Origin of the sequence: Bartonella ancashensis (assembly GCF_001281405.1) — a bacterium.
Lineage (GTDB): Bacteria > Pseudomonadota > Alphaproteobacteria > Rhizobiales > Rhizobiaceae > Bartonella > Bartonella ancashensis.
Genome location: NZ_CP010401.1, coordinates 45,525 through 65,123, shown reverse-complemented (window position 1 = coordinate 65,123; position 19,599 = coordinate 45,525). Strand labels below are relative to the sequence as shown.

Sequence of the window (19,599 nt, the reverse complement as noted above, 5' to 3'; positions counted from 1 at the left end):
CATGACAGAAAATGTATTTAACATGCTTTCTGGAGCAGAGTTATTTTTTGCACATGCAAATGAAGCACGTCGGCCTGATCCTCCTTACACAGTTTCGGAGTGGGCAGATAAAAATAGATATCTTAATACAGTAGCAAGTGCTGAAACAGGATTATGGCGGACCAAGCGTACACCATACTTACGCGAAATCATGGATTGCCTCTCGTCTTATGTGCCAATTGAAACAACCATTGTGATGAAGGGTGCTCAAGTCGGAATGTCGGAGGCAGGATTGAACTTCTGTGGTTATGCTATTCATCATAGTCCTGGACCAGCTCTTTATGTAATGCCTACGGTTGAAACAGCTAAGAAGCTATCTAAGCTACGTCTTGACCCAATGATTAAAGCCAGTCCAGCTTTAGGAGAACGTATTGCTCCTGCGCGCGCTAGAGATAGCGGAAATACGATGTTTTCTAAGGAGTTTGATGGTGGGACGTTGATGTTAACAGGAGCAAACAGTGCTGCTGGATTGCGTTCAGTTCCCATTCGCTATTTGATCCTTGATGAGGTGGATTCTTATCCATTAAACGTGGATAATGAGGGTGATCCGGTGACTCTTGCTGAAAGGCGCACATCAACTTTTGTTCAGCGAAAGATTTTCAAATTATCGACGCCAACACACCGAGACACAAGCCGTATCGCGAAGGATTTTGCTCTTGGTGATCAGAGATATTACAACGTTCCTTGCGATGGGTGTGGCACGTTACAGCCCATTGTTTGGGGACAAATTAAATGGCCTCAAGGGGCTCCTGAACAGGCTGTTTTTGTTTGCGTACACTGTGGGCATGCACATGCTGAGCATCGCAAATCTGACTTAATGGCAGAAGAAAAGGGAGCTTGCTGGGTAGCGACCAAGGAGTCAAGCAGGCCTAATTTGCGTTCTTATCACATTTCAGCACTGTATTCTCCATGGTTAACTTGGGGAGAATGTGCTCGCGAATTTTTAAATGCCAAAGATGATCCTGCTCTTTTGCAGCCATTTGTTAACACAGTTCTCGGAGAACCATGGGAAGACAGGTCTGGGGAAGTTGTCGATCCTGATAGCCTTTATGCTCAGCGTGAGGATTATTCTCTTGCTCCATCACAAGCGGTGTTGTTGACAGCAGGGATTGATGTACAAAATGATCGATTAGAGCTTGAAGTTGTTGCATGGGGGCGTGGTGAAGAAAGCTGGAATATTGATTATCAGGTGATCCCAGGCGATCCCTCTTCCATTGAAATCTGGGAACAACTTGATGCGTATCTTTCTAAAACATGGCCACATCCTGGGTACAAAAATGGCATTCGGATAACAGCTGCTTGTATTGATACAGGGGGCAGTCATACACAAGCTGTTTACAATTATATCCGTCCCCGAGAAGGGCGTCGCATATGGGGAGTTAAGGGACATGCTGGTTCGCGTCCTGTATGGCCACGCCGACCGAGTAGAAATAATAAAGGGCAGATTAATTTGTACATTATTGGTGTTGATGCAGCTAAAGACATCATCACTGCACGGTTTAAGAAATCGGGACCTGAGGTCTCAGGATCTGGTGCAACACACTTTCATATGAACCTTGATAAAGAGTATTTTGAGCAACTGACTTCTGAAAGAAAAGTCATCAAATATTTTAAAGGTTTTAAGCGGATTGAATGGCAGAAAAGTGAAAAGGCAAGAAACGAAGCTTTGGATTGCCGTGTTTATGCTTATGCGGCTTTGCAAGGTTTAATTTCAGCAGGCCTGAACCTTAATCGAGAAGTTGATATCTTGGAAGAACGCTTGGAAAAACTGAAAAGTGTTGAAACTTCTTCAGAGCATTCAGCATTGGAACAGTCTCCAAAAATAGCTCAAAGGATCAAGCCTCCCAAAAAACAATATAAAATGTCGATAAGTCCTTATTTACGAGGAGATTGGTGGATGAATGAGTGAAGTCTTGACAAGACTTGCTGAGTTAAAAAAACGAAGAGAACAACTTGAAGATTCTCTTTATTCAGGTGCGCAATCGGTGCGGCATGGAGACAAGCAAGTCAATAACCGCTCTGTTGAAGATATACGCACAGCTCTTGAGATGCTCGACGTACAAATAGCAGCTCTTGAAGGGCACCGTAATAAGCGTTTGCACGTCTTCCATTTTAATACATCACGAGGTTATTAATGGCTAGCTTTTTAAATGGCATCACAGATTTCTTTCGTAGTACATTGCGTCATAATCCTCCTTTTGAAGCTGCTAGTAAAAGCTATCGTTTGCGCGGTTTTAATCCTGCAAAAAACCACATCAATCGAGCCATTGAAGCAGCAGGTGATACCATTATTGCACGATCCAGATGGTTATATGACAATGAGCCTCTTTATGGTTCAGCAACTGAGGAATGGGTTTCAGCAGCTGTAAGTGATGGTATCAAGCCTTATCCTAGAATTGAAGGTTTTCGGGAAGAAAAGAAAAGTCTCTTAAATTTGTGGTGGCAATGGGTTGATGAGGCTGATTATGATGAGGATGCAAGCTTTTATGGTCTTCAGGCCACAATAACTCGTGAAGTTTTTTTAACAGGTGAGTGCTTTGTTAGGTTGCATTATGTCGATCTTTACGGTCGGTCTGGGGTTCCTCTTCAATTGCAAGTTTATCCTTCTGAGATGTTGGACTTAACCTATAGTGGGCCCGCAGAAATTGAAGGAAATTATATTCGTATGGGCATCGAGTTCAATGCAAGTGGCAAGCGTGTTGCTTATCACTTTTGGGCTCGCCACCCTTATGATGATTGTCCGCCTAATGTCGCCTTGAAAAGCCAAGAGCGTATTAGAGTACCAGCAGAAATGGTTATTCATATCAAAGAACGCCGTGTTGCAGGACAGTTGCGTGGTTCACCAAAGGTTACACGTTGTATGACGAAGATTTTTCAGTTGGATTCTTACGACGATGCAGAACTGGATCGTAAAAGAACATCAGCTCTTTTTATGGGCTTCATCACAAGTCCTCATTCCAACGATGCTTCTTTGACAGATAATCGTGATGACATCAAAACCGAACAATCACCTGAATTACCGACATTATCTCCCTCTGGAGTTTGTGACATAGGGAACAAGGATATCAAGTTTTCATCTCCTGTTGAAGTAGGAGGCTCATATGAACCTTTTCAATATAGAACAAGTCTCAAAATTTGTTCGGCTTTGAGTATGCCTTATGCTGTTGTCACAGGTGATGTGACGCGTGGTAATTTCTCAAATGTTCGAACCGCCATTATCCAATTTAGGCGTCATGTTAAACAATGGCGTGAACACATTATTGGATTTCAGTTTAATCGCATTGTTTGGGAACGCTTCGTTGAAATGGCAGTGCTTGCTAAGCGTATTGATTTGCCAGGCTGGGAGGATGATCCTTTACCGTGGCTGCAATGTGAAAGTTTTGCATCTCCGCTTGAAATGATTGATCCAAATAAAGATATCGCCGCTGAAAAAGAGGAAATTAGAGCGGGTTTAAAGACGCGACGTATGGCAATTGCAGAGCGTGGTTACGATATGGACAATATAAATGCAGAATTTGAAGAAGAACGAAAAGACGCTCAAAAGCGTGGCTTAATCTTTGATACAGATGTTGTCGATTCTTATTTTAAGCATCAAGCCCTTGATCTCGTGAACTCTGACGATGATTATGAAAAAAATCAGGGCAGTGAATCTCATACGCATGATGAATAGTTTTGATATGCCGTTTCTGGTATCGCGCCTTTTTGGTGTTCCCCATATGCTCGCCTCAACAAAGCTTGATATCATTCTGAATGCGATTGCACCACGTATTTTTGAAGGAGGCAAATTTCCCATAGGTGCCTTTTCGCAAGAAGATATTTCTCATTTAAAACCGCCAGAGGCTTATGCAGTAAAAAACCAAGTGGCTATCATTCCAGTTCACGGTACGCTTGTACGCCGTGGTGCATGGCTTGGAGCGATGTCTGGTCTAACGTCTTATGAAGGTTTGCGCGCATCTTTTCGAGAAGCCATCCAGCAATCCGATGTTCGTGCTGTTTTATTGGATATTGATAGCGGCGGCGGTGAAGCAGGTGGTGTATTTGATTTGGTTGAAGAGTTCCGAGCATTGTCACAACAGTACGGTAAACCTGTTTGGGCACATGCAAATGAATTTGCCTGTTCAGCAGCTTATGCGATTGCTTGTGCAGCCTCTCAAATATGGATCGCACGTACGGGCTTTGTTGGGTCGATTGGAGTCGTTTGTGCGCATCTTGATCAGTCACGTGCTGATGAAAAAGACGGGCATAAATGGACCTTTGTTTTTGAAGGAGATCATAAAGTTCACGGCAATCCTCACGAACCATTGGCTGATAAAGCGCTTGAAAAAATGCAAGCAGATTGCGCGCTTCTTTATGAGATATTTGTCGATTTAGTTGCCGAAAACAGACCCATGAGCATCGCTGCAATTCGCAATACGAAAGCAGAAACTTTTATAGGCACTCAAGCTATCGAGCTTGGTTTAGCAGATCATCAAGGGACGTTAGAGCAGGCTTTGGAAGAGCTTGCTGTTTCTGTAGGTGAACAAAAAGTATCTACGCATTTAACGAAAGGAAAAGATACATGGGACACACAAAATATCGGGCAGAAGAAAATTATATCGACGATGAGGAAGAGGAGAGGATTGTCGACATCATCCATGGAAATGATGAAAAAGACGCAGTCAACTTTAGCATTAATACCGAATCCTTTGACGATGAAGAAGACAAAGATGAGGACGAAGATGAAGGTGACGACGAAGATAAACACAAAGGCATTCAAGCAGCGCTTAGACAGGAAAGAAAACGCACTCAAGCACTAACTGTGCTTGAAAAGCAAGCAAAACGCTTAGGGGTTTCTTTTGACGCAGAGAAAGCTATTCAAAACGGTATCAGCTTAGAAAAGGCTAAACAGATTGTTTTGGATACTGCCATATCTAAAAGTGCTTCATTGCAAATATCACCGTACGTTTCGCAACGAGAAGGAAATAATAAAGCGACTGTTCATGCAAAATGGGCAGCGGCTTGGAAGTCAATAATTGGAAAGTAGGAAAATGAGCAATATTTTTTATGAGAATGTACGCAGTGGCGCTTATCTTGGACGTTACGATCCTGATATGTCGAATGAAGAGGTTATTTTCTTATCAGGAGCAGAAATTGCGGCAGGAACTGTCATGGGGATGATAACAAAAACCCAAAAATATGTACCGCTTAACCCTGTAGCACAGGATGGCAGTGAAGTAGCGGCGGGGATCTCTTACTCTAATGTTGATGCAACAGAAGAAGATCAACGTGCAACAATTACAGCGCGTTTGAGCACTGTGAAGGCTTCTGAATTGATTTGGCCTACAACAATCACTGAGGAGAAAAAGCATGCAGCTATTCAGTCCTTAGAAAAAAAGAATAAGATTATTTTACGGTAGAGGAAAGAGCACCTATGGATATGAATTTTTTTAAGCACGATGCTTTCTCGGCAGTGACGATGATGAAGGCTATTGAGAATTATGAATTTAAACCTGGTTTAGTGAGCTCTCTTAATCTTTTTGAGGAAGTTGACACAAGCACGACAGTTGTTGGTGTTGAGAGGTGTGATAATACACTTGCACTTATTCAAACGAGTGAACGTGGTGCGCCTTTGGCTGAGGGCGATAGAAATGGCCGTAATATAAGGTTTTTTCGGACAACACGTATTGCCAAAAGTGATACAGTAAAAGCTGAAGAAATCCAAGATAGACGAGAATTTGGTACAGAAGATCAGCTGGAAACGGCGATGAAATATATCGCTAAAAAACAAAAAAAGTTGATTTCAGAAATTGAATTAACGTGGGAAAATATGCAGCTTGGAGCTGTTCAAGGTGTTGTTCTTGATGCCGATGGGACAGTGATTGTCGATTGGTACAAGGAATGGGAGATTACACCACCAAAGCCTGTTGATTTCAAACTTGACTTAGAAACAACAAACGTTGCTGATATTGTTGATCAAGTCATTGTCAGGATGATTGAGGCTTCAAATGGTGCGTTTTCTGATCGCTCGCGGATTGTTGGACTTTGTGGCAATGAATTCTTTTCTAAACTCAAAAATCACAAAACAATTCGTGAAACCTATTTAAATACAGCTTTAGCACAAACGTTAAATAGTGCAGGTGGTGTGGCAACGCCAAGCGCTATTGGATCAGGAAGTTTTGGAAGTTTTGACTTTGCAGGTGTGACATTCATCAATTATCGCAGCATTCACAATTATAATGTGAGTGCTAAGGCTGGTACAAAACGTGCTATAGGGATTAAACCCGATGAATGTCAGTTTTTCCCTGTTGATGCTCCTGGTGTTTTCCAGAAAACCTTTTCTCCTGGGGAAAGCTTAGACTTTGTTAACACGGTCGGAAGACCTCTTTACACTATCCTCATTGCAGATCATGAGCGTAACGCATGGGTCAAACCTGAGGTTTACAGCTATCCGCTCTATATTTGTACGCGCCCTGAAATGTTGTTTAAAGCTGTTGCTAAAGGCAAATGATGGGTCTTTGGCACGGGCTGTTAAACAAAATGGTTGAAGATGTGCGGTGCACCTTTGGACAGCCCGTTATCTATACTCGAACAGATACTAATGAATCTTTTCACATAACGGCAATTTACGGCATTAAGCATTCAGAATCTGAAGCTGGTGGTAGGATAGCTACGACGATCTCTAGAAAAGAGCTTGATGTTTGTATCAACGATATTGGTGGATTACCACCAAAAGCTGAGGATGTTGTTATTGTTAAATTCCCTGAAGGAAGTGCAAAGAATGGGAGCTTCTCTTCTCAAGAGCGCTTTCTTGTAAAGGATGTTAAAGCTTCAGAGTCGGGTATGTATAAACTTATCTTACGTGACGCACCTTTGTCTGTTGTGTCGTAACTCCGAGTGTTGTAAAATCTTTCTATTCAGGGCGAGGAGAATATCAACGTGATGAGTAGTAACGACGAAGATGATGATATTTTAGCGGTTGTTCGTGAACGTCTAAAAAATCCTGCAAAACGTATTAGAGTCAATTTAGATGACCTTTAATATTAATTTGTTGTGCGACGGATTTTGCTATTCAAAGCGAGGAAGAATAGTGCGGGCTGTATAGCCATCCTTAGACTTAGGAACGATCAATGTTCTAAAGGTAGAACAGACTGGATTATCCTGTAAAGAAGCGATGCAATATCGCCAAGGGCAAAACTCTATGACGCATTTCAGTTCAGGAATAGCTCAATATTATGGTCTGAGCGCATTGGGAATTCTCTCCCTTTAGGACGAGGAAGATGTTGACGCGTCTATTGATCAGCACAATCAAGGAATATGAATGCACTCTAGAGAGACGATTAGAGAAACGTTTGTTAAGCTAATCAAAAAAGCAAAAACATCTGCTGGCGAAAATGTTTTCAATATGCGTGATTTCAATTTTTTTCTTGAGAAGATGCCTGCCATTAATGTGTCGACTCAAAGCGAAAGCATTGATGAGACCTATCAGCATGATTATGGCATGCGGCGGCGTGTTTTGACAGTTGATGTTGAATGCTATGCAACAGGTGATGATGGTGCACGCTTTGTCGATGAATTGGCATCGACCGTTGAAGATATTTTCCATGTCCACCCAAATTTAAAAAACACAGTTGAGACATGCCGTTTGCAAAATATTGCGATGGCATTTGGTGACAATGGCTCAGTAGCGCTTCATGGCTCTATTTTAACATTCGAGGTCACCTATGTGACGCATATTCCGCATCCAGAAGAAGCAGCAGAAACATTGAAGACACTTTTCGTTGGTCTCGATCCCGAGACAGGCAGAGGAAACGAAGACAAGTACCAAAAAATCGGGAATATTCATGCTTGAACGGCGCGATAAAGACATTACGGATCTCAAACGGCGTGTGGCCAATATGGTTATTGTTGGCAAGATTAGCCATGTCGACCATAAAAACGCACGCTATCGTATCCAAAGTGGTTCTGTAATCAGTGATTGGCTTGCTGATTGCCAAGTAAGAGCCGGAAAGACACGTGTCTATGAGGGACGCGATATTGGTGAGCAAGTCGTTGTTGTGTCGTCATCAGGCGATTTATCACAGGGAATTATTGTTGGTTCTATTCATACAGACGCAACTCAAGTGGCTGATAAAGGCAGCGTTCACAAAACCATTTATCCTGATGGAACGGTGATTGAATATGATGATGAAACAAGTACCTATGGCATTCATCTTCAATCAGAAGGGATATTTTCTCTTACCATTTCTGATGGCGTATCAATTAAAGGCAATGGTGGTGCATTAGAGCTTACAGCGCCTGATGGCCTCAAAATTATTTCAAAAAGTGATCTTACTTTGAGTGCTGATGGCCGTATTGCTTTACAAGCTGGCAGTGATGTTGTGATTAATTCTGGTTGTTTGAAACATAATGGCATGAATGTTGGCAGCAGCCATATTCATGGTGGCGTTGCACCGGGTGGTTCTGCAACGGGAGGTCCTAATTGATAATAGGAATGGACCGAACAACAGGAAAGACATTGACTGGTCTTGATCACTTGCGGCAATCGATTATCGATATTTTGTCAACGCGGATAGGTACGCGTGTTATGCGCCGTGATTATGGATCTAATGTTCCTAATCTTGTCGATGTTCCCATCAATGATAAATTTTCTGTTTCACTTTATGCGGCTATTGCTGAGGCTTTGGATAAGTGGGAGCCACGCTTTAAGCTTGAACGAATTGATTATCAATTGATTGAGCTTGGAAAGATTTCTTTATCCGTTGAAGGAATATTTTTGCCTAATGGCACACCTATCAAGCTAGAAAGATTACTTGTTGGATGAATACAGATTTTACAAAACCAGAAATCATTTCAGAAGCTTCTTTTGAAGAAATTAGAGCAGCGGCGTTTGAGCATTTAAAAAGTCTTTTGCCTGGTTATACTTTCTTAGAAAGTGATCCAGCAGCAAAAGTTATTGAAGCTTTTAGCTATAGAGAATTGCTTTTACGGCAGCGTATTAACGAGGCTGCACGAAACACTATCCTTGATTTTGCATCAGGAGATTATCTAAATGCTTTGGGGGATTGGCATGGTGTTCAAAGGATGGATACTGAGAGTGATGAAAGGTACCGCGAACGTATTCGCCTTCATGCACGCGGTGGTAAAGGAGGAGGAACAGAGCCCTATTACAAATTTGTAGCGATGTCGGCGGATAACCGCGTAAAGGATGCCATCATTTACCGCAGAGGAAAAGATCCAACAATCCATGTTGCTGTTTTTGGTCATGATGAAGAAGGTACGGCCTCTGAGGATTTGTTAAAAAAAGTTTCAGAAGCACTTCACGATAAAAACGTGATTATGGCGAATGATACGATTATTGTTCATGCTGCTGTAACGAAAATTATTGATTTTGAAGCAGATATTTGGCTCTTACCCGCAATATCCTTAGAAATTTTAACACAATTGAAAGAGAATTTACGAGCAGCATGGAGAAAAGAACAAGCTCTTGGTCGTGAATTGAGTTTGTCGTGGTGGACATCAAAATTAATGGTGCCTGGTGTACAGAAAGTTATTGCTGCTAATCCAATACAAGATATTTCTGTATTAGATGAAGAAGTTTTATCCATTGGCAAAGTCACATTAAACTTCAAAGGACATGCGCGTTAATGGTTGGTTATTTACTGCCGACTAATGCGACAGAGTTTGAGAAACACTTAGCAGATGCCTGTGATTTTCACAAAAATATTGATAGTTCCGCTTCAGCGATTGCAAACGCTAAGCTTGTTATAAGACCACCAAGCTTTTTACCATGGCTGATTGAAGAATATGGACTTGGAGAACTTACTCTCTATGTTCCAAATCTTTATGATTTACTTGATAATGGTCTTCAATGGCAGCGAGTACGCGGATCTTTAGCAGCCATCGATAGGGGTCTTGAATGGTTAAAGCTTTCAGCACGTTTTCAGGGGGCATGGGCAGGACATAAATGGTGGAATTCATTTCAGCTTCATTTTGACCAATTGCCTGAACAGAGAAGTCTTGAAGCTATAGAAGCGATCATAAATCTTTCTAAGAGTTTACGTTCTGATTTTCGTCGTGCTGTTCATGGCTATAGTGTTGAAGCCTTTGCAAATAATATGGCGAAACTTGATGAGGCTATGCTTGATGCTGAGAGCGGTACGTGTATGACAGCAGATGGTACTCTGTTTTCTTTCGGAAGGACAACAGAAATCAGCCACACTTTGAGCCAAGAAGAAGGTGAACTTATTGGTAATTGGATTGATGAGGTTAGTGGTGAGTTAAGCTGGGAAGATCTGGATTCTCTATGGGAGATGGCAAATTTCCCTTGGCGCTCAGTTAAAGAGCATGAGCGCATTATATTGATGGCTTTGTGGTTTAAGAACCATTGTTTATACCTTGTACTCAAAGATGCGGAAGGGGTTATTCTTGGTTATAGACGATGCAATATTGTGCAGCCTGTCAAACAAGATTTGAACGGTGTGTATAGCCATTTAAGCAATAGATTTAGCCCTTCAGAAACAGGGTCTATGCTTTTTTTGGCAGCAAGAACTGATTTTCATGATGTGGATAGAAAGAAAGCTGCTTTTGTCTCTCTTCTTATTCATGCCAGCCTTGAAAAAGATGTGCAACCAGGAAAGCTGTGGCTTCAGCCTGATGAGATTATCGGGGGTGTTGAGATCATTCAAACACCCATCAACATTCCTTTACGTGCGGATGTTCGTGAACAATTCAAAATTTTGTTGAGGTTTTAAGATGAAGCACGAAAGTGGTTTGCCATTTGCAATTGATAGATCTGTAGGCAAAGATGAGCAGCAAAGCGTTGTTTTTTATGGAGAACGATCGTTTCTTCAAAGTGGTGAGTTAAATGAACTACAAACCATTATAAGAGGCCGTCATGACCGCTTAGGTCGGCTTGTTGCTAAAGAAGGTGATCGTATTGAGCGCGCGGATGCTTTCGTTGATAAAGACGGCAAGAAAGTTACTTTGACGGATGGTAAGATTTACATTGCAGGGGATATTTTTCCAGTTTCAGAAGCTATTTTAGACAATATTTCTATGATTGGACGCGTTGAAATTGGTGTTCGTCTTCAAAAACAATGGATCACTTCTGATGATGATTCTCAATTATTGGGGCAAATTCCAGGAACACTAGCAGAAGGTGAACCAGGTGCAGCTCGTGAGACAGCAGGACTTGTATGGGCACTGAAAGACGATCAACAGCAAGGTGTTTTTTTTCCAGTTTATATTTTGCATGATGGTATTCTTATTGATCAAAAAGCTCCTTCTTTGCTTGAGCCTACAATGCAAGCAATTGCGACTTATGATCGTGCTCATGGCCATTATATTGTCAACGGTTGCCGTGTGACGGCGTTAGGTTCGAATGATGGTAAGCAAGTGTTTAGCATTCAAGAAGGCGAAGCCAATATTAATGGTTTTAAGCGCAAGCGCTTTGCTGCTTTAAGGCATGAAGAACAAGAAGAGTTTTCTGAAGGAATTGTTCCAAGCGAGACTCATATTTTTTCGACAAAGGAAGGCGAGACAAGCTTTACATTTAAAGCTTACTCTTCTCCCATTGCAGCTATTCATTCTCTTTTATTGACGAAAGAAAAAACAGTCAATGTGACACGCGGCGCAATGATTTCAGGACGTGATGGTCTTCCTGATAAAAGTATCACAGCTTTCATCAAAATTGTTCAAGGAAAAAAGGAATTTAAAGAGGGTGCTGATTTTAAAAAAACAGGGGATACGATCGATTGGGCACCAGTTGGCGATGAGCCGGATCCTGGTAGCACTTATACAGTAACCTACCGTTATCGTGCCCATGGAGTGGCTGATGGGGTGACAGCAGAGGAAATCACTGTATCAGGGGGAGCTGAAGGGGGAGATGTTATTGTCAGCTATTCTTATAAATTGCCCCGTATTGATCGAATAGGTCTGAATATTCAGGGCGATATTGTTTATATAAAAGGCGTTTCAGTGGATCATCCGATGGCACCAAGCGTTCCTGATAACGTCTTGTCACTTGCAACTATCACTAATAATTGGATCGATTTTCCGCTTGTTGTCAATGATGGTACGCGTGTTGCGTCTTATGATGAAATGTGGCGCTATTTTAATCATATTTTATCCCTTGAGCGAAATATGCAGCTTGAGCGCATTAAAAACAATGTCGGTTCGAGAGAGCCTGTGTCTAAAAAGGGAATGTTTGTAGATCCGTTTCTTAACGATGATTTTAGAGATGTAGGAGAAAACCAAAGTGGTGCAGTTGGTAGTGGTATTTTGCAACTTGCTATTGAGCCAACCTTTTATCACGCTGATTTAAAACATCCTGTAACGCTTGATTGGGATAATGAAGTTATTATTGCACAAGAACTGATAACGGCCTGTGAAAAGATCAATCCTTATCAAAATTTTGCACCTTTACCTGGTACTGTAACACTCATTCCAGCAACTGATTTTTGGCACGAACAGCGCACAAAGTGGCTTTCAGCGACAACCAATCACTTGTTTATGGGCCAATTGCGTGGTCGTAGTGCGCGAAAAACGCAAGTGAATGATGAACTTGTAGGTGCGCATGAAGAACAAATTGATTTTTTGAGGCAAATTACACTTGATTTTAAAATTGAAGGTTTTGCAAAAGGTGAGATTTTAGAGAATTTGACCTTTGATAGTGTAAGTGTTTTGCCAAAGACACCTTGTATTGCAGATGATCAAGGGATTATTGAAGGCACATTTAAAATTCCAGAAAAAATTACCGCAGGCACAAAAAATATCATCGCTATAGGAAAGGGAGGAACGATAGCTACGGGGCTTTTTACAGGCCAAGGTGTAATTGATGTAAAAGTTATGCGACGGACAACAACAGTGCGTGTATGGACAAAATATGATCCACAAGCACAGGTTTTTATACCTGATGAAACAAGACAAATAACAGGGATTGATTTTCACATTTGCAAAGTTGGTAATCCTGCCAATGACTTGATGATTGATTTGGTTACGACGGAAAACGGTTATCCAACGGCGGAGATTCAAGCACAAACTTTCTATTCTATGAAGGAAGCTGAAAAAGGATGGGCAAAAGCACGCTACGAAGTACCTTTAACAGTATCGGATGACCGTTTAACAGCTTTTGTCATCAAGACAGATGATGGAGAGCATTCTGTTTCATTAGCAAAGCTTGGACATTTTGATGAACAAAACCAAAGATATGTTGCGAGCCACCCTTATGTAACAGGTCCTCGTTTTTCATCTGTTAATGCGCAAACATGGACAGCTCATCAAGATGAAGCACTAGCTTTTCGTGTATTGGCAGCACGCTATAACCAGACAGAAAAGACTGTGCATTTAGGTGAGTTTGATTTGGTTGAGTGTTCTGATTTACAAGTGCGTGCGGCAATAGAGTTGCCTTCAAGTGATTGTTCTGTGCTTTTTGAAATTGAGCGCAATAATGGCACGATCTATCAACTCTTACCTTTTCAATTACTTAGTTTAACGGAATATATCAGTGAAAAAGTGCAGTTACGCGCAATTTTAAAAGGCACTGAAAAGCTCTCACCGGTTCTCTTTGCTCCGGTTGAGTTAATTGCGGGAAAGATCCACAAAGAGGCCACCTACATTACACGTGCCTTTCCCTTTGGAGAAAAGTCAAGGCTGACAAGCTACATCAAAACTTTTTTGCCAGGCGGATCGACATTCAAAATGGAAATGCAATTGGATGATGGAGCTTTCACAGAATTAAAATTAGAGGAGATAGAACAGCTTGCTGAGCCTCTTTGGACAGAACGTAAATTCATGAGTCCTGATCAGGCAGCTAAACAAGCGCGTTTGAAAATTACATTAATGGGCGGTCCTGCAGCACGTTCCATGGCAAGTGATTTTGGTGCTGGCATTATGTAATTGGAGTGAAGAAATGGCAAAAACAAAAAAATTAGAGATGGAATTACCTAAAGAAGGTCGTTTTATCAGCTCTGAGTTTCCAATTTTGCGGGAAAACTTGCAAAAAATTGATCAGGCAATTGCCGATTGTGATGAAAAATCAGATAGGAAAGCATCTTTACAGCATAGGCACACAATGAGCGATGTTGAGGGGCTTGAAACGACTCTCAAGAGCAAGATGGCAGCTAACAAAACCTTTTTATTAGCAGACTTAAAAGATGTAGAAGGTTGCAAGGATGCTGCTGAAAATTATGTGTTGTATAAAGCGAGCAATGATCATTTTACTTTTGGTAGTTCTAAATCACTTTTAGGGACTCATGAACATAAAATTGAAGACATTCGTGGCCTTGAGGCTTACGGTTGTTTGACAAAGAAAAACAGATGGCAAGAGGCGAATGATTTTCAAGGGCCTGTTACTGTTGATGGTAAGGCTATTTATACAAAAGATGAAGCTATTGTTGCGCTTCAGGAAATACGTGATGAGATTGCACAAATGATAAAGGCTATCATGCCTCTTGAAGTTCTCATGACAGAAAGCGGTTCTCTTCCATGGCCTAATGGCGTAACTGATGACACAGACATCGAAATATGGGCATGGGGTGCTGGTGGAGGTGGTGGACTCGGCATCAGAAGTAACGGCCACAATTACGGCGGCGGTGGAGGAGGAGGAGGTCAATGCGTACGCACTAAAATCAAGGGATTTCAGCGTAGACAGTTAACAATAGTCGAAATTGGTTGTGGTGGTATTGGTGGTGTCAGTAGCAACAAAGGTGGGGGAGCTGGTGGTTCAACACGCATTGAGGGGATTATGACTGCTTTAGGTGGCAGTGGTGGTGGTAGTGGTGCGGGTGGAAATGGAGGTGTTGAAAGTAGTAACGAAAGTGGAAAATCTGGCTATGGTGGCTCTGCTAGTTCTAGTGGCACCCATGGTATAAGTTATATTGTTTCTGGTGGGGGTGGAGGCAATGGTGGGAGTGGTTCTGGTGGGAGTTCTATTTACAGTGGTGGTGGTGGCGGCGGTGCTAGCGCGAATAACGGTCCAGGTGGTTGGTACGGCGAAAGTGATAAAGGTGGCAAAGGTGGTCGTGGCTACAAAGGAAATAGCGGTGGCGGCGGTGGAGGCGGTGGCTATTTTCCGGGGGAAGATGGTGTCGCTAACAAAGGTGGTAATGGCGGCAACGGAGCAGTGTTGTTGAAGTTTTTTTGTAAGGAGTTTTCTATGAATTATGCGATCGTTGAAAACGGTGTAGTTACGAACATCATTGTAGCGCTGGAAAATTATATCCATCCTTTTGAAGGTAAAGCAATTGCTACAGAAGAAGTAGGCATTGGCTGGACATATGAGAAAGGTGTATTCATTCCACCTGTACAAATGAGTGAATCTGTAGATCCTACAAAAGAAGATTCCTTATCCTGAGCGCCGTAAAATCTTGTTCTTTAGGGTAAAGAAGACATCAAATTCAGCCTTTTGAGATGCTTAGATTGTTCTTAAGTGCGACTATTCTCACATTCTTTTTTCCAATTCATTCAATTTATCTATTTAAGGAGCATGTAATAATGGCAACAGGATTTTTACACGGTGTTGAAGTTGTCGAGTTAGACGATGGTACACGCCCTATTCGCGCAGTGCAATCTGCGGTTATAGGAATTGTTGGTACTGCTCCAGATGCTGATGAGCAAGCATTTCCGCTTAACACACCTATGTTGGTGACAGGATCTTTGTCTCAAACCGCAAAACTTGATACCAAAGGTGAGGGTAGAGGCACTTTGCCTCACGCTCTTGATCTAATTTTTAAACAGATTGGAGCCATTATTGTCGTTGTCCGAGTACAAGAAGGCGACGATGAGAGTGCAACTCTTACCAATATTCTTGGAGGTGTTAACGCGAATGGCGCTTATGAAGGTGTTCACGCTTTAATAGGGGCTCAATCCATTCTTGGACAAACACCGCGTATTCTTTGTGTCCCAGGTTTTACTCACCAATGCCTTGTCAATGTTAGCAAGATTAACGTCACAAACCAAGGCAGTGGTTATACGCAAGCAACTGTAAAGATTGATGGTAATGCCAAGGCGCAAGCAATTATTTCAGAAGGCAAAATCACGTCTATTTTAATGGAAGAGAATGGCGGTGATTATAAAACCGTGCCAAATGTAATGATTAAAGGAGATGGTGTAGGGGCTACAGCACAGGCTGAAATCAGCACTATGTTTAATCCTGTAGCCGCAGAGCTGATTGGTATTGCTGAGCGTTTGCGTGCTATTGTTGTGATCGATGCCCCAAACATTACCGATGAAGCGGCTATTAAAGCAGCAAAAGATTTTGATTCAAAGCGTGCTTATATGGTTGATCCATTTGTAAAAGCTTTCCGTAATGGAAAGGTTTTAGAAGAGCCAGCAAGTGCAGCGGTTGCAGGAATTCTTGCGAAGATCGATTATACGCAAGGTTTTTGGTATTCACCTTCAAACAAAGTCATCAATGGCATTGTTGGTACAGCACGGCCGATTGATTTTTCCCTTGGTGAGCGTTCTAGCCGAGCAAATCTTCTCAACGAACAGAAGATAGCAACAATCATTCGCGAAAATGGTTATCGTTTATGGGGCAATCGCACGCTTTCAAGTGATGCAAGATTTGCTTTTTTATCAGTGGTTCGCACTGCAGATATGATTAATGACGCCATTTTGCGTGGGCATATGTGGGCGGTTGATCGCAATATTACCAAGAATTATGTGAGCGATGTCAGTGAAAGCGTCAATGCTTATTTGCGTGATTTAAAAGCACAAGGCGCCATTCTTGGTGGACGCTGCTATCCCGACCCTGAACTCAACACACAAAGTGCCATTGAAAGCGGTAAAATCTATTTCAACGTTGAATTTACACCGACAACACCAGCTGAACATATCACTTTCCGTTCGCGGATTGTGAATGATTATTTAGAGGAGATCTTTTAGTGATTATTTTACCAAAACATTTAAAATATTTGAATATTTATGTTGACGGCATTCCTTACCAAGGAAAGTGTGAAAGTGTCACCTTGCCAACGTTGAATTTAGTCGTTGAAAGTCACCGTGCATGTGGCATGGATATTCCTATTGAAATTGATATGGGCATGGAGCCTCTTACTCTCAATATGGTAGTTTCAGGATATTCTCCGGAACTTATAGGTGCTTTAGGAAAAACGGATGTGAGAATTACATTGCGTGGTTCTGTTCAAGCACAAGGCGAGCCAGCAGAGAGTGTCGAGATCACGATGAATGGTCTTTGCAAAAGTTCTGAGATCAACCAATGGCAATCGGGGAGTGCCGTAACTTGCACGCTTAATTACACGTTACATTATTTCAAATATATCCAGAAAGACGTTGAAGTTGTTGAGATTGATGCCTTCAATATGGTGAGAAGGATTAATGGTGTTGATCAACTAGAACAGCATAGAAAACATTTAGGATTTTAAACATGAGCACGCAATCCACTGTTACTCACCCATTATTTGTCCCTGTCACATTTGAAGGAAAAGAGCACACTTCAATCATTTTGCGTCGCCCTAAAACAAAAGATGTGCAAGCGATTGATAAAAAGGAAGGTATCACCCAAACGATAGAAATGATTGCACGCCTGTCTGGTTGGCCTCATGAAGCTGTTGGCGAGCTTGATGTGACTGATTTATCGAGTATTGGAGATATTCTTGAATCTTTTATGAAACGGCGGGATACCTGAATTGGGAAACCGCCTCAGATCTCATAGCAGATATAGCTCTTATTTTTCACTGGCCTCTTTCAGATATGATGGAAATGGAACTACAAGACTTAATTTTTTGGCGGCACAAAGCGGCAGAAAGGCATAAAGCGAAGTGAGCAAAAAAGTTGCCGATGCACAAGTAAGAGTATCGCTTGAAGATAAGATAACAGCGCCCATCAAACGCCTTCAAGGACAATTTAAGAGATTATCTCATAGCTTGAACATTCCTCGATTTTCAGCTGCCACAAGAAAAATGACATCTAGGTTGAAAGAGGTGCAAAGCGCCTTTGGGATAGCGACAAGTCGTATTGCTGTTTTTTCAGGTGTTTTAGGCCTTGCAGGTGGAGGTTTGGTTGCAAGTCTTGCTGCTGTTACTATGAAGACCATACATATGGGAGACAGTCTTTACCATGCCTCACGTCATTTAAACATGGCAACAGCTGAGCTTCAATTATGGGGCGATGCAGCGGATCATTCAGGATATTCTGCAGAACAGTTTCAACAATCCTTGGCTGTTTTAAATAGACGTTCTGCACAAGCTTTTGCAGGTCAAAAAAAGGGAATTATGGGTTTTCAGGCGCTTGGCATTTCTGTGAAAAATGCTTCTGGACAGCTCAAATCCAACTCAATGTTATTAGAAGAAATCACCGGTAAAATGAGCAAGATAGACAATCAAGCACAAAGGCAGCACATTGCTGCTTTGCTGTTTGGGGGTGATGGTAAAGAAATGGCTGCCATGTTGTCACAGGGTATGGAGCCGATCAAAGAACTATTTGAAAAGGCACAAAAAGGCGGATGGTTGATCGGTGCTGATGTTTCCCAATACGCAGCTGATTTAAGTGATAAGCTGGGGGCTTTTAAGAAAAAAATAGGAGGGATTATCCATTTTATTGGTGCGCGTTTTATGCCGGTTCTTAATGATATGATTGACGCTTTTTCCTTATTGATTGATGAAAACCGCGAGCTGATTCAAATAACCATTACGGAATGGATGCAAAAATTAAGACAAATCATGAAAGATCTGCAAAATCCGTCTTCTGATTTGAGACAGAGTCTTACAGACATCACTGAACAATTGAAAGGTTGGTTTCAGTGGATGGAGCCTCTTATTGGTGAAATCAGTCTCTTCAAGGTTGGCCTTATGGCTCTTGGAGCCTTTATCTTTGGTCCTTTGATTGCATCATTGACCATGGTTGGAGCGGCATTTGTCACACTTGGCTATACAATCATGACAACCCCTATAGGCTGGATTTTAGCTGGTATGGCGGCACTGATTGCTGCTGGATATATGCTTCACAAACATTGGAACAAAATCACAGTTTCTATAAGTGGATTGTGGGAGGGTGTTGCGCAGAAAATCGATAGTTCGGTCGAATGGTTGTATGGGATCAGTTTAGTCAAAGTGGGAGCTCATTTCATTGAAAGCTTTTGGGATGGCATAAGAAGCAAATGGTCAGCTATGACAGAATGGCTTCATAGCATGGTTCGGAAACTCACAGATTGGATGCCTGATTTTGTTAAAGAAAAGCTAGGTTTTAATGTCAATATAAACAAAACCTCTACAGAGGTTATTAAAAATCTTACAGATGAGACAAATGCACGGGCAAAAAGACTTGTGAACGCAACTGTTGTTTCCAATATTCCTCCTGAACAACAAGTAGGGGGTGTTCAGACAGGCACAGTAAAAACGCAGTACATGGAGGCTGCAAATATAAAGGTAGAAGCTTTTAAGGTTCCTGAACCGATTGTGATAAACAAGCCTTCTGAAATTGATGCCTCAGTAAAAATCACCAATTTAAGCATTTCAGGGGGGAATGGGTCACCTCAAGAGATTATGGCCGCTGTTAATAAAGCTCTTGAACGTTATGCTCGGCAGCAACGTATAGCGATTGCTTCAAGTCTTTCGGACTAAA

Annotated in this window: 20 protein-coding genes; all 20 read left to right on the top strand. The window is 41.8% G+C overall.

The features are described 5' to 3' along the window. Window position 1: 1 nt before the first annotated feature. The 20 genes from PU02_RS00315 to PU02_RS00220 all read left to right on the top strand — a co-directional run bounded on the left by PU02_RS00315 (window position 2) and on the right by PU02_RS00220 (window position 19,598). Entirely contained in the window at window positions 2-1,948 is a 1,947-nt protein-coding gene (locus PU02_RS00315) for a phage terminase large subunit family protein (protein WP_236824007.1), read from the top strand. Then, window positions 1,941-2,174 (top strand): phage head-tail joining protein, encoded by a 234-nt coding sequence (locus tag PU02_RS00310; RefSeq protein WP_053943590.1) that lies wholly within the window; start codon window positions 1,941-1,943, stop codon window positions 2,172-2,174. Before PU02_RS00315 ends, PU02_RS00310 begins: the two co-directional genes overlap by 8 nt. Continuing rightward, window positions 2,174-3,709 (top strand): phage portal protein, encoded by a 1,536-nt coding sequence (locus PU02_RS00305; protein ID WP_053943589.1) that lies wholly within the window; start codon window positions 2,174-2,176, stop codon window positions 3,707-3,709. The genes PU02_RS00310 and PU02_RS00305 overlap by 1 nt, the downstream gene beginning before the upstream one ends. Further along, a complete protein-coding gene (locus PU02_RS00300) occupies window positions 3,699-4,835 on the top strand; it encodes a S49 family peptidase (protein WP_053943588.1) in 1,137 nt (378 codons plus the stop codon). The genes PU02_RS00305 and PU02_RS00300 overlap by 11 nt, the downstream gene beginning before the upstream one ends. A 2-nt stretch (window positions 4,836-4,837) precedes the next feature. Further along, window positions 4,838-5,062, top strand: coding sequence for a hypothetical protein (locus tag PU02_RS00295; RefSeq protein WP_236824006.1), 225 nt, complete (start codon window positions 4,838-4,840; stop codon window positions 5,060-5,062). Window positions 5,063-5,066: 4 nt separating this feature from the next. Continuing rightward, window positions 5,067-5,435 carry a head decoration protein gene (locus PU02_RS00290; protein ID WP_053943587.1) on the top strand — a complete coding sequence of 123 codons (369 nt, stop codon included), beginning with the start codon at window positions 5,067-5,069 and terminating at the stop codon, window positions 5,433-5,435. Between the two features lie 14 nt (window positions 5,436-5,449). Further along, on the top strand, window positions 5,450-6,526 hold the full coding sequence (locus PU02_RS00285; protein ID WP_053943586.1) for a major capsid protein: 1,077 nt from the start codon (window positions 5,450-5,452) through the stop codon (window positions 6,524-6,526). Between the two features lie 29 nt (window positions 6,527-6,555). Beyond that, window positions 6,556-6,906: a head-tail joining protein gene (locus tag PU02_RS00280; RefSeq protein WP_236824005.1), complete on the top strand. Its 351-nt coding sequence runs from the start codon at window positions 6,556-6,558 to the stop codon at window positions 6,904-6,906. A 430-nt stretch (window positions 6,907-7,336) separates the two neighbouring features. Next, the gene (locus PU02_RS00270) at window positions 7,337-7,867 is read left to right on the top strand and encodes a hypothetical protein (RefSeq protein WP_053943584.1); all 531 of its coding nucleotides are present in this window, start codon (window positions 7,337-7,339) and stop codon (window positions 7,865-7,867) included. Next, a complete protein-coding gene (locus PU02_RS00265; RefSeq protein WP_053943583.1) occupies window positions 7,860-8,501 on the top strand; it encodes a phage baseplate assembly protein V in 642 nt (213 codons plus the stop codon). Before PU02_RS00270 ends, PU02_RS00265 begins: the two co-directional genes overlap by 8 nt. Before the next feature lie 8 nt (window positions 8,502-8,509). Then, the gene (locus PU02_RS00260) at window positions 8,510-8,839 is read left to right on the top strand and encodes a GPW/gp25 family protein (RefSeq protein ID WP_053943582.1); all 330 of its coding nucleotides are present in this window, start codon (window positions 8,510-8,512) and stop codon (window positions 8,837-8,839) included. Next, window positions 8,836-9,663 (top strand): baseplate J/gp47 family protein, encoded by an 828-nt coding sequence (locus PU02_RS00255; RefSeq protein WP_053943581.1) that lies wholly within the window; start codon window positions 8,836-8,838, stop codon window positions 9,661-9,663. Before PU02_RS00260 ends, PU02_RS00255 begins: the two co-directional genes overlap by 4 nt. Further along, window positions 9,663-10,769 carry a phage tail protein gene (locus PU02_RS00250; protein ID WP_053943580.1) on the top strand — a complete coding sequence of 369 codons (1,107 nt, stop codon included), beginning with the start codon at window positions 9,663-9,665 and terminating at the stop codon, window positions 10,767-10,769. The genes PU02_RS00255 and PU02_RS00250 overlap by 1 nt, the downstream gene beginning before the upstream one ends. A 1-nt stretch (window position 10,770) precedes the next feature. Beyond that, the gene (locus tag PU02_RS00245) at window positions 10,771-13,914 is read left to right on the top strand and encodes a DUF4815 domain-containing protein (RefSeq protein ID WP_053943579.1); all 3,144 of its coding nucleotides are present in this window, start codon (window positions 10,771-10,773) and stop codon (window positions 13,912-13,914) included. 13 nt (window positions 13,915-13,927) lie between these two features. Further along, a complete protein-coding gene (locus PU02_RS00240; RefSeq protein ID WP_071628345.1) occupies window positions 13,928-15,370 on the top strand; it encodes a Bgr_08870 family protein in 1,443 nt (480 codons plus the stop codon). 140 nt (window positions 15,371-15,510) lie between these two features. Beyond that, entirely contained in the window at window positions 15,511-16,902 is a 1,392-nt protein-coding gene (locus PU02_RS00235; protein ID WP_053943578.1) for a phage tail sheath subtilisin-like domain-containing protein, read from the top strand. Next, window positions 16,902-17,402 carry a phage major tail tube protein gene (locus PU02_RS00230; protein WP_053943577.1) on the top strand — a complete coding sequence of 167 codons (501 nt, stop codon included), beginning with the start codon at window positions 16,902-16,904 and terminating at the stop codon, window positions 17,400-17,402. Before PU02_RS00235 ends, PU02_RS00230 begins: the two co-directional genes overlap by 1 nt. Before the next feature lie 2 nt (window positions 17,403-17,404). Next, a complete protein-coding gene (locus PU02_RS00225; RefSeq protein WP_053943576.1) occupies window positions 17,405-17,665 on the top strand; it encodes a phage tail assembly protein in 261 nt (86 codons plus the stop codon). Further along, window positions 17,638-17,802, top strand: coding sequence for a GpE family phage tail protein (locus PU02_RS06975; protein ID WP_335337476.1), 165 nt, complete (start codon window positions 17,638-17,640; stop codon window positions 17,800-17,802). The genes PU02_RS00225 and PU02_RS06975 overlap by 28 nt, the downstream gene beginning before the upstream one ends. Further along, complete coding sequence (locus PU02_RS00220) at window positions 17,799-19,598, top strand: phage tail tape measure protein (protein ID WP_053943575.1); 1,800 nt, start codon at window positions 17,799-17,801, stop codon at window positions 19,596-19,598. The genes PU02_RS06975 and PU02_RS00220 overlap by 4 nt, the downstream gene beginning before the upstream one ends. Window position 19,599 lies beyond the last annotated feature (1 nt).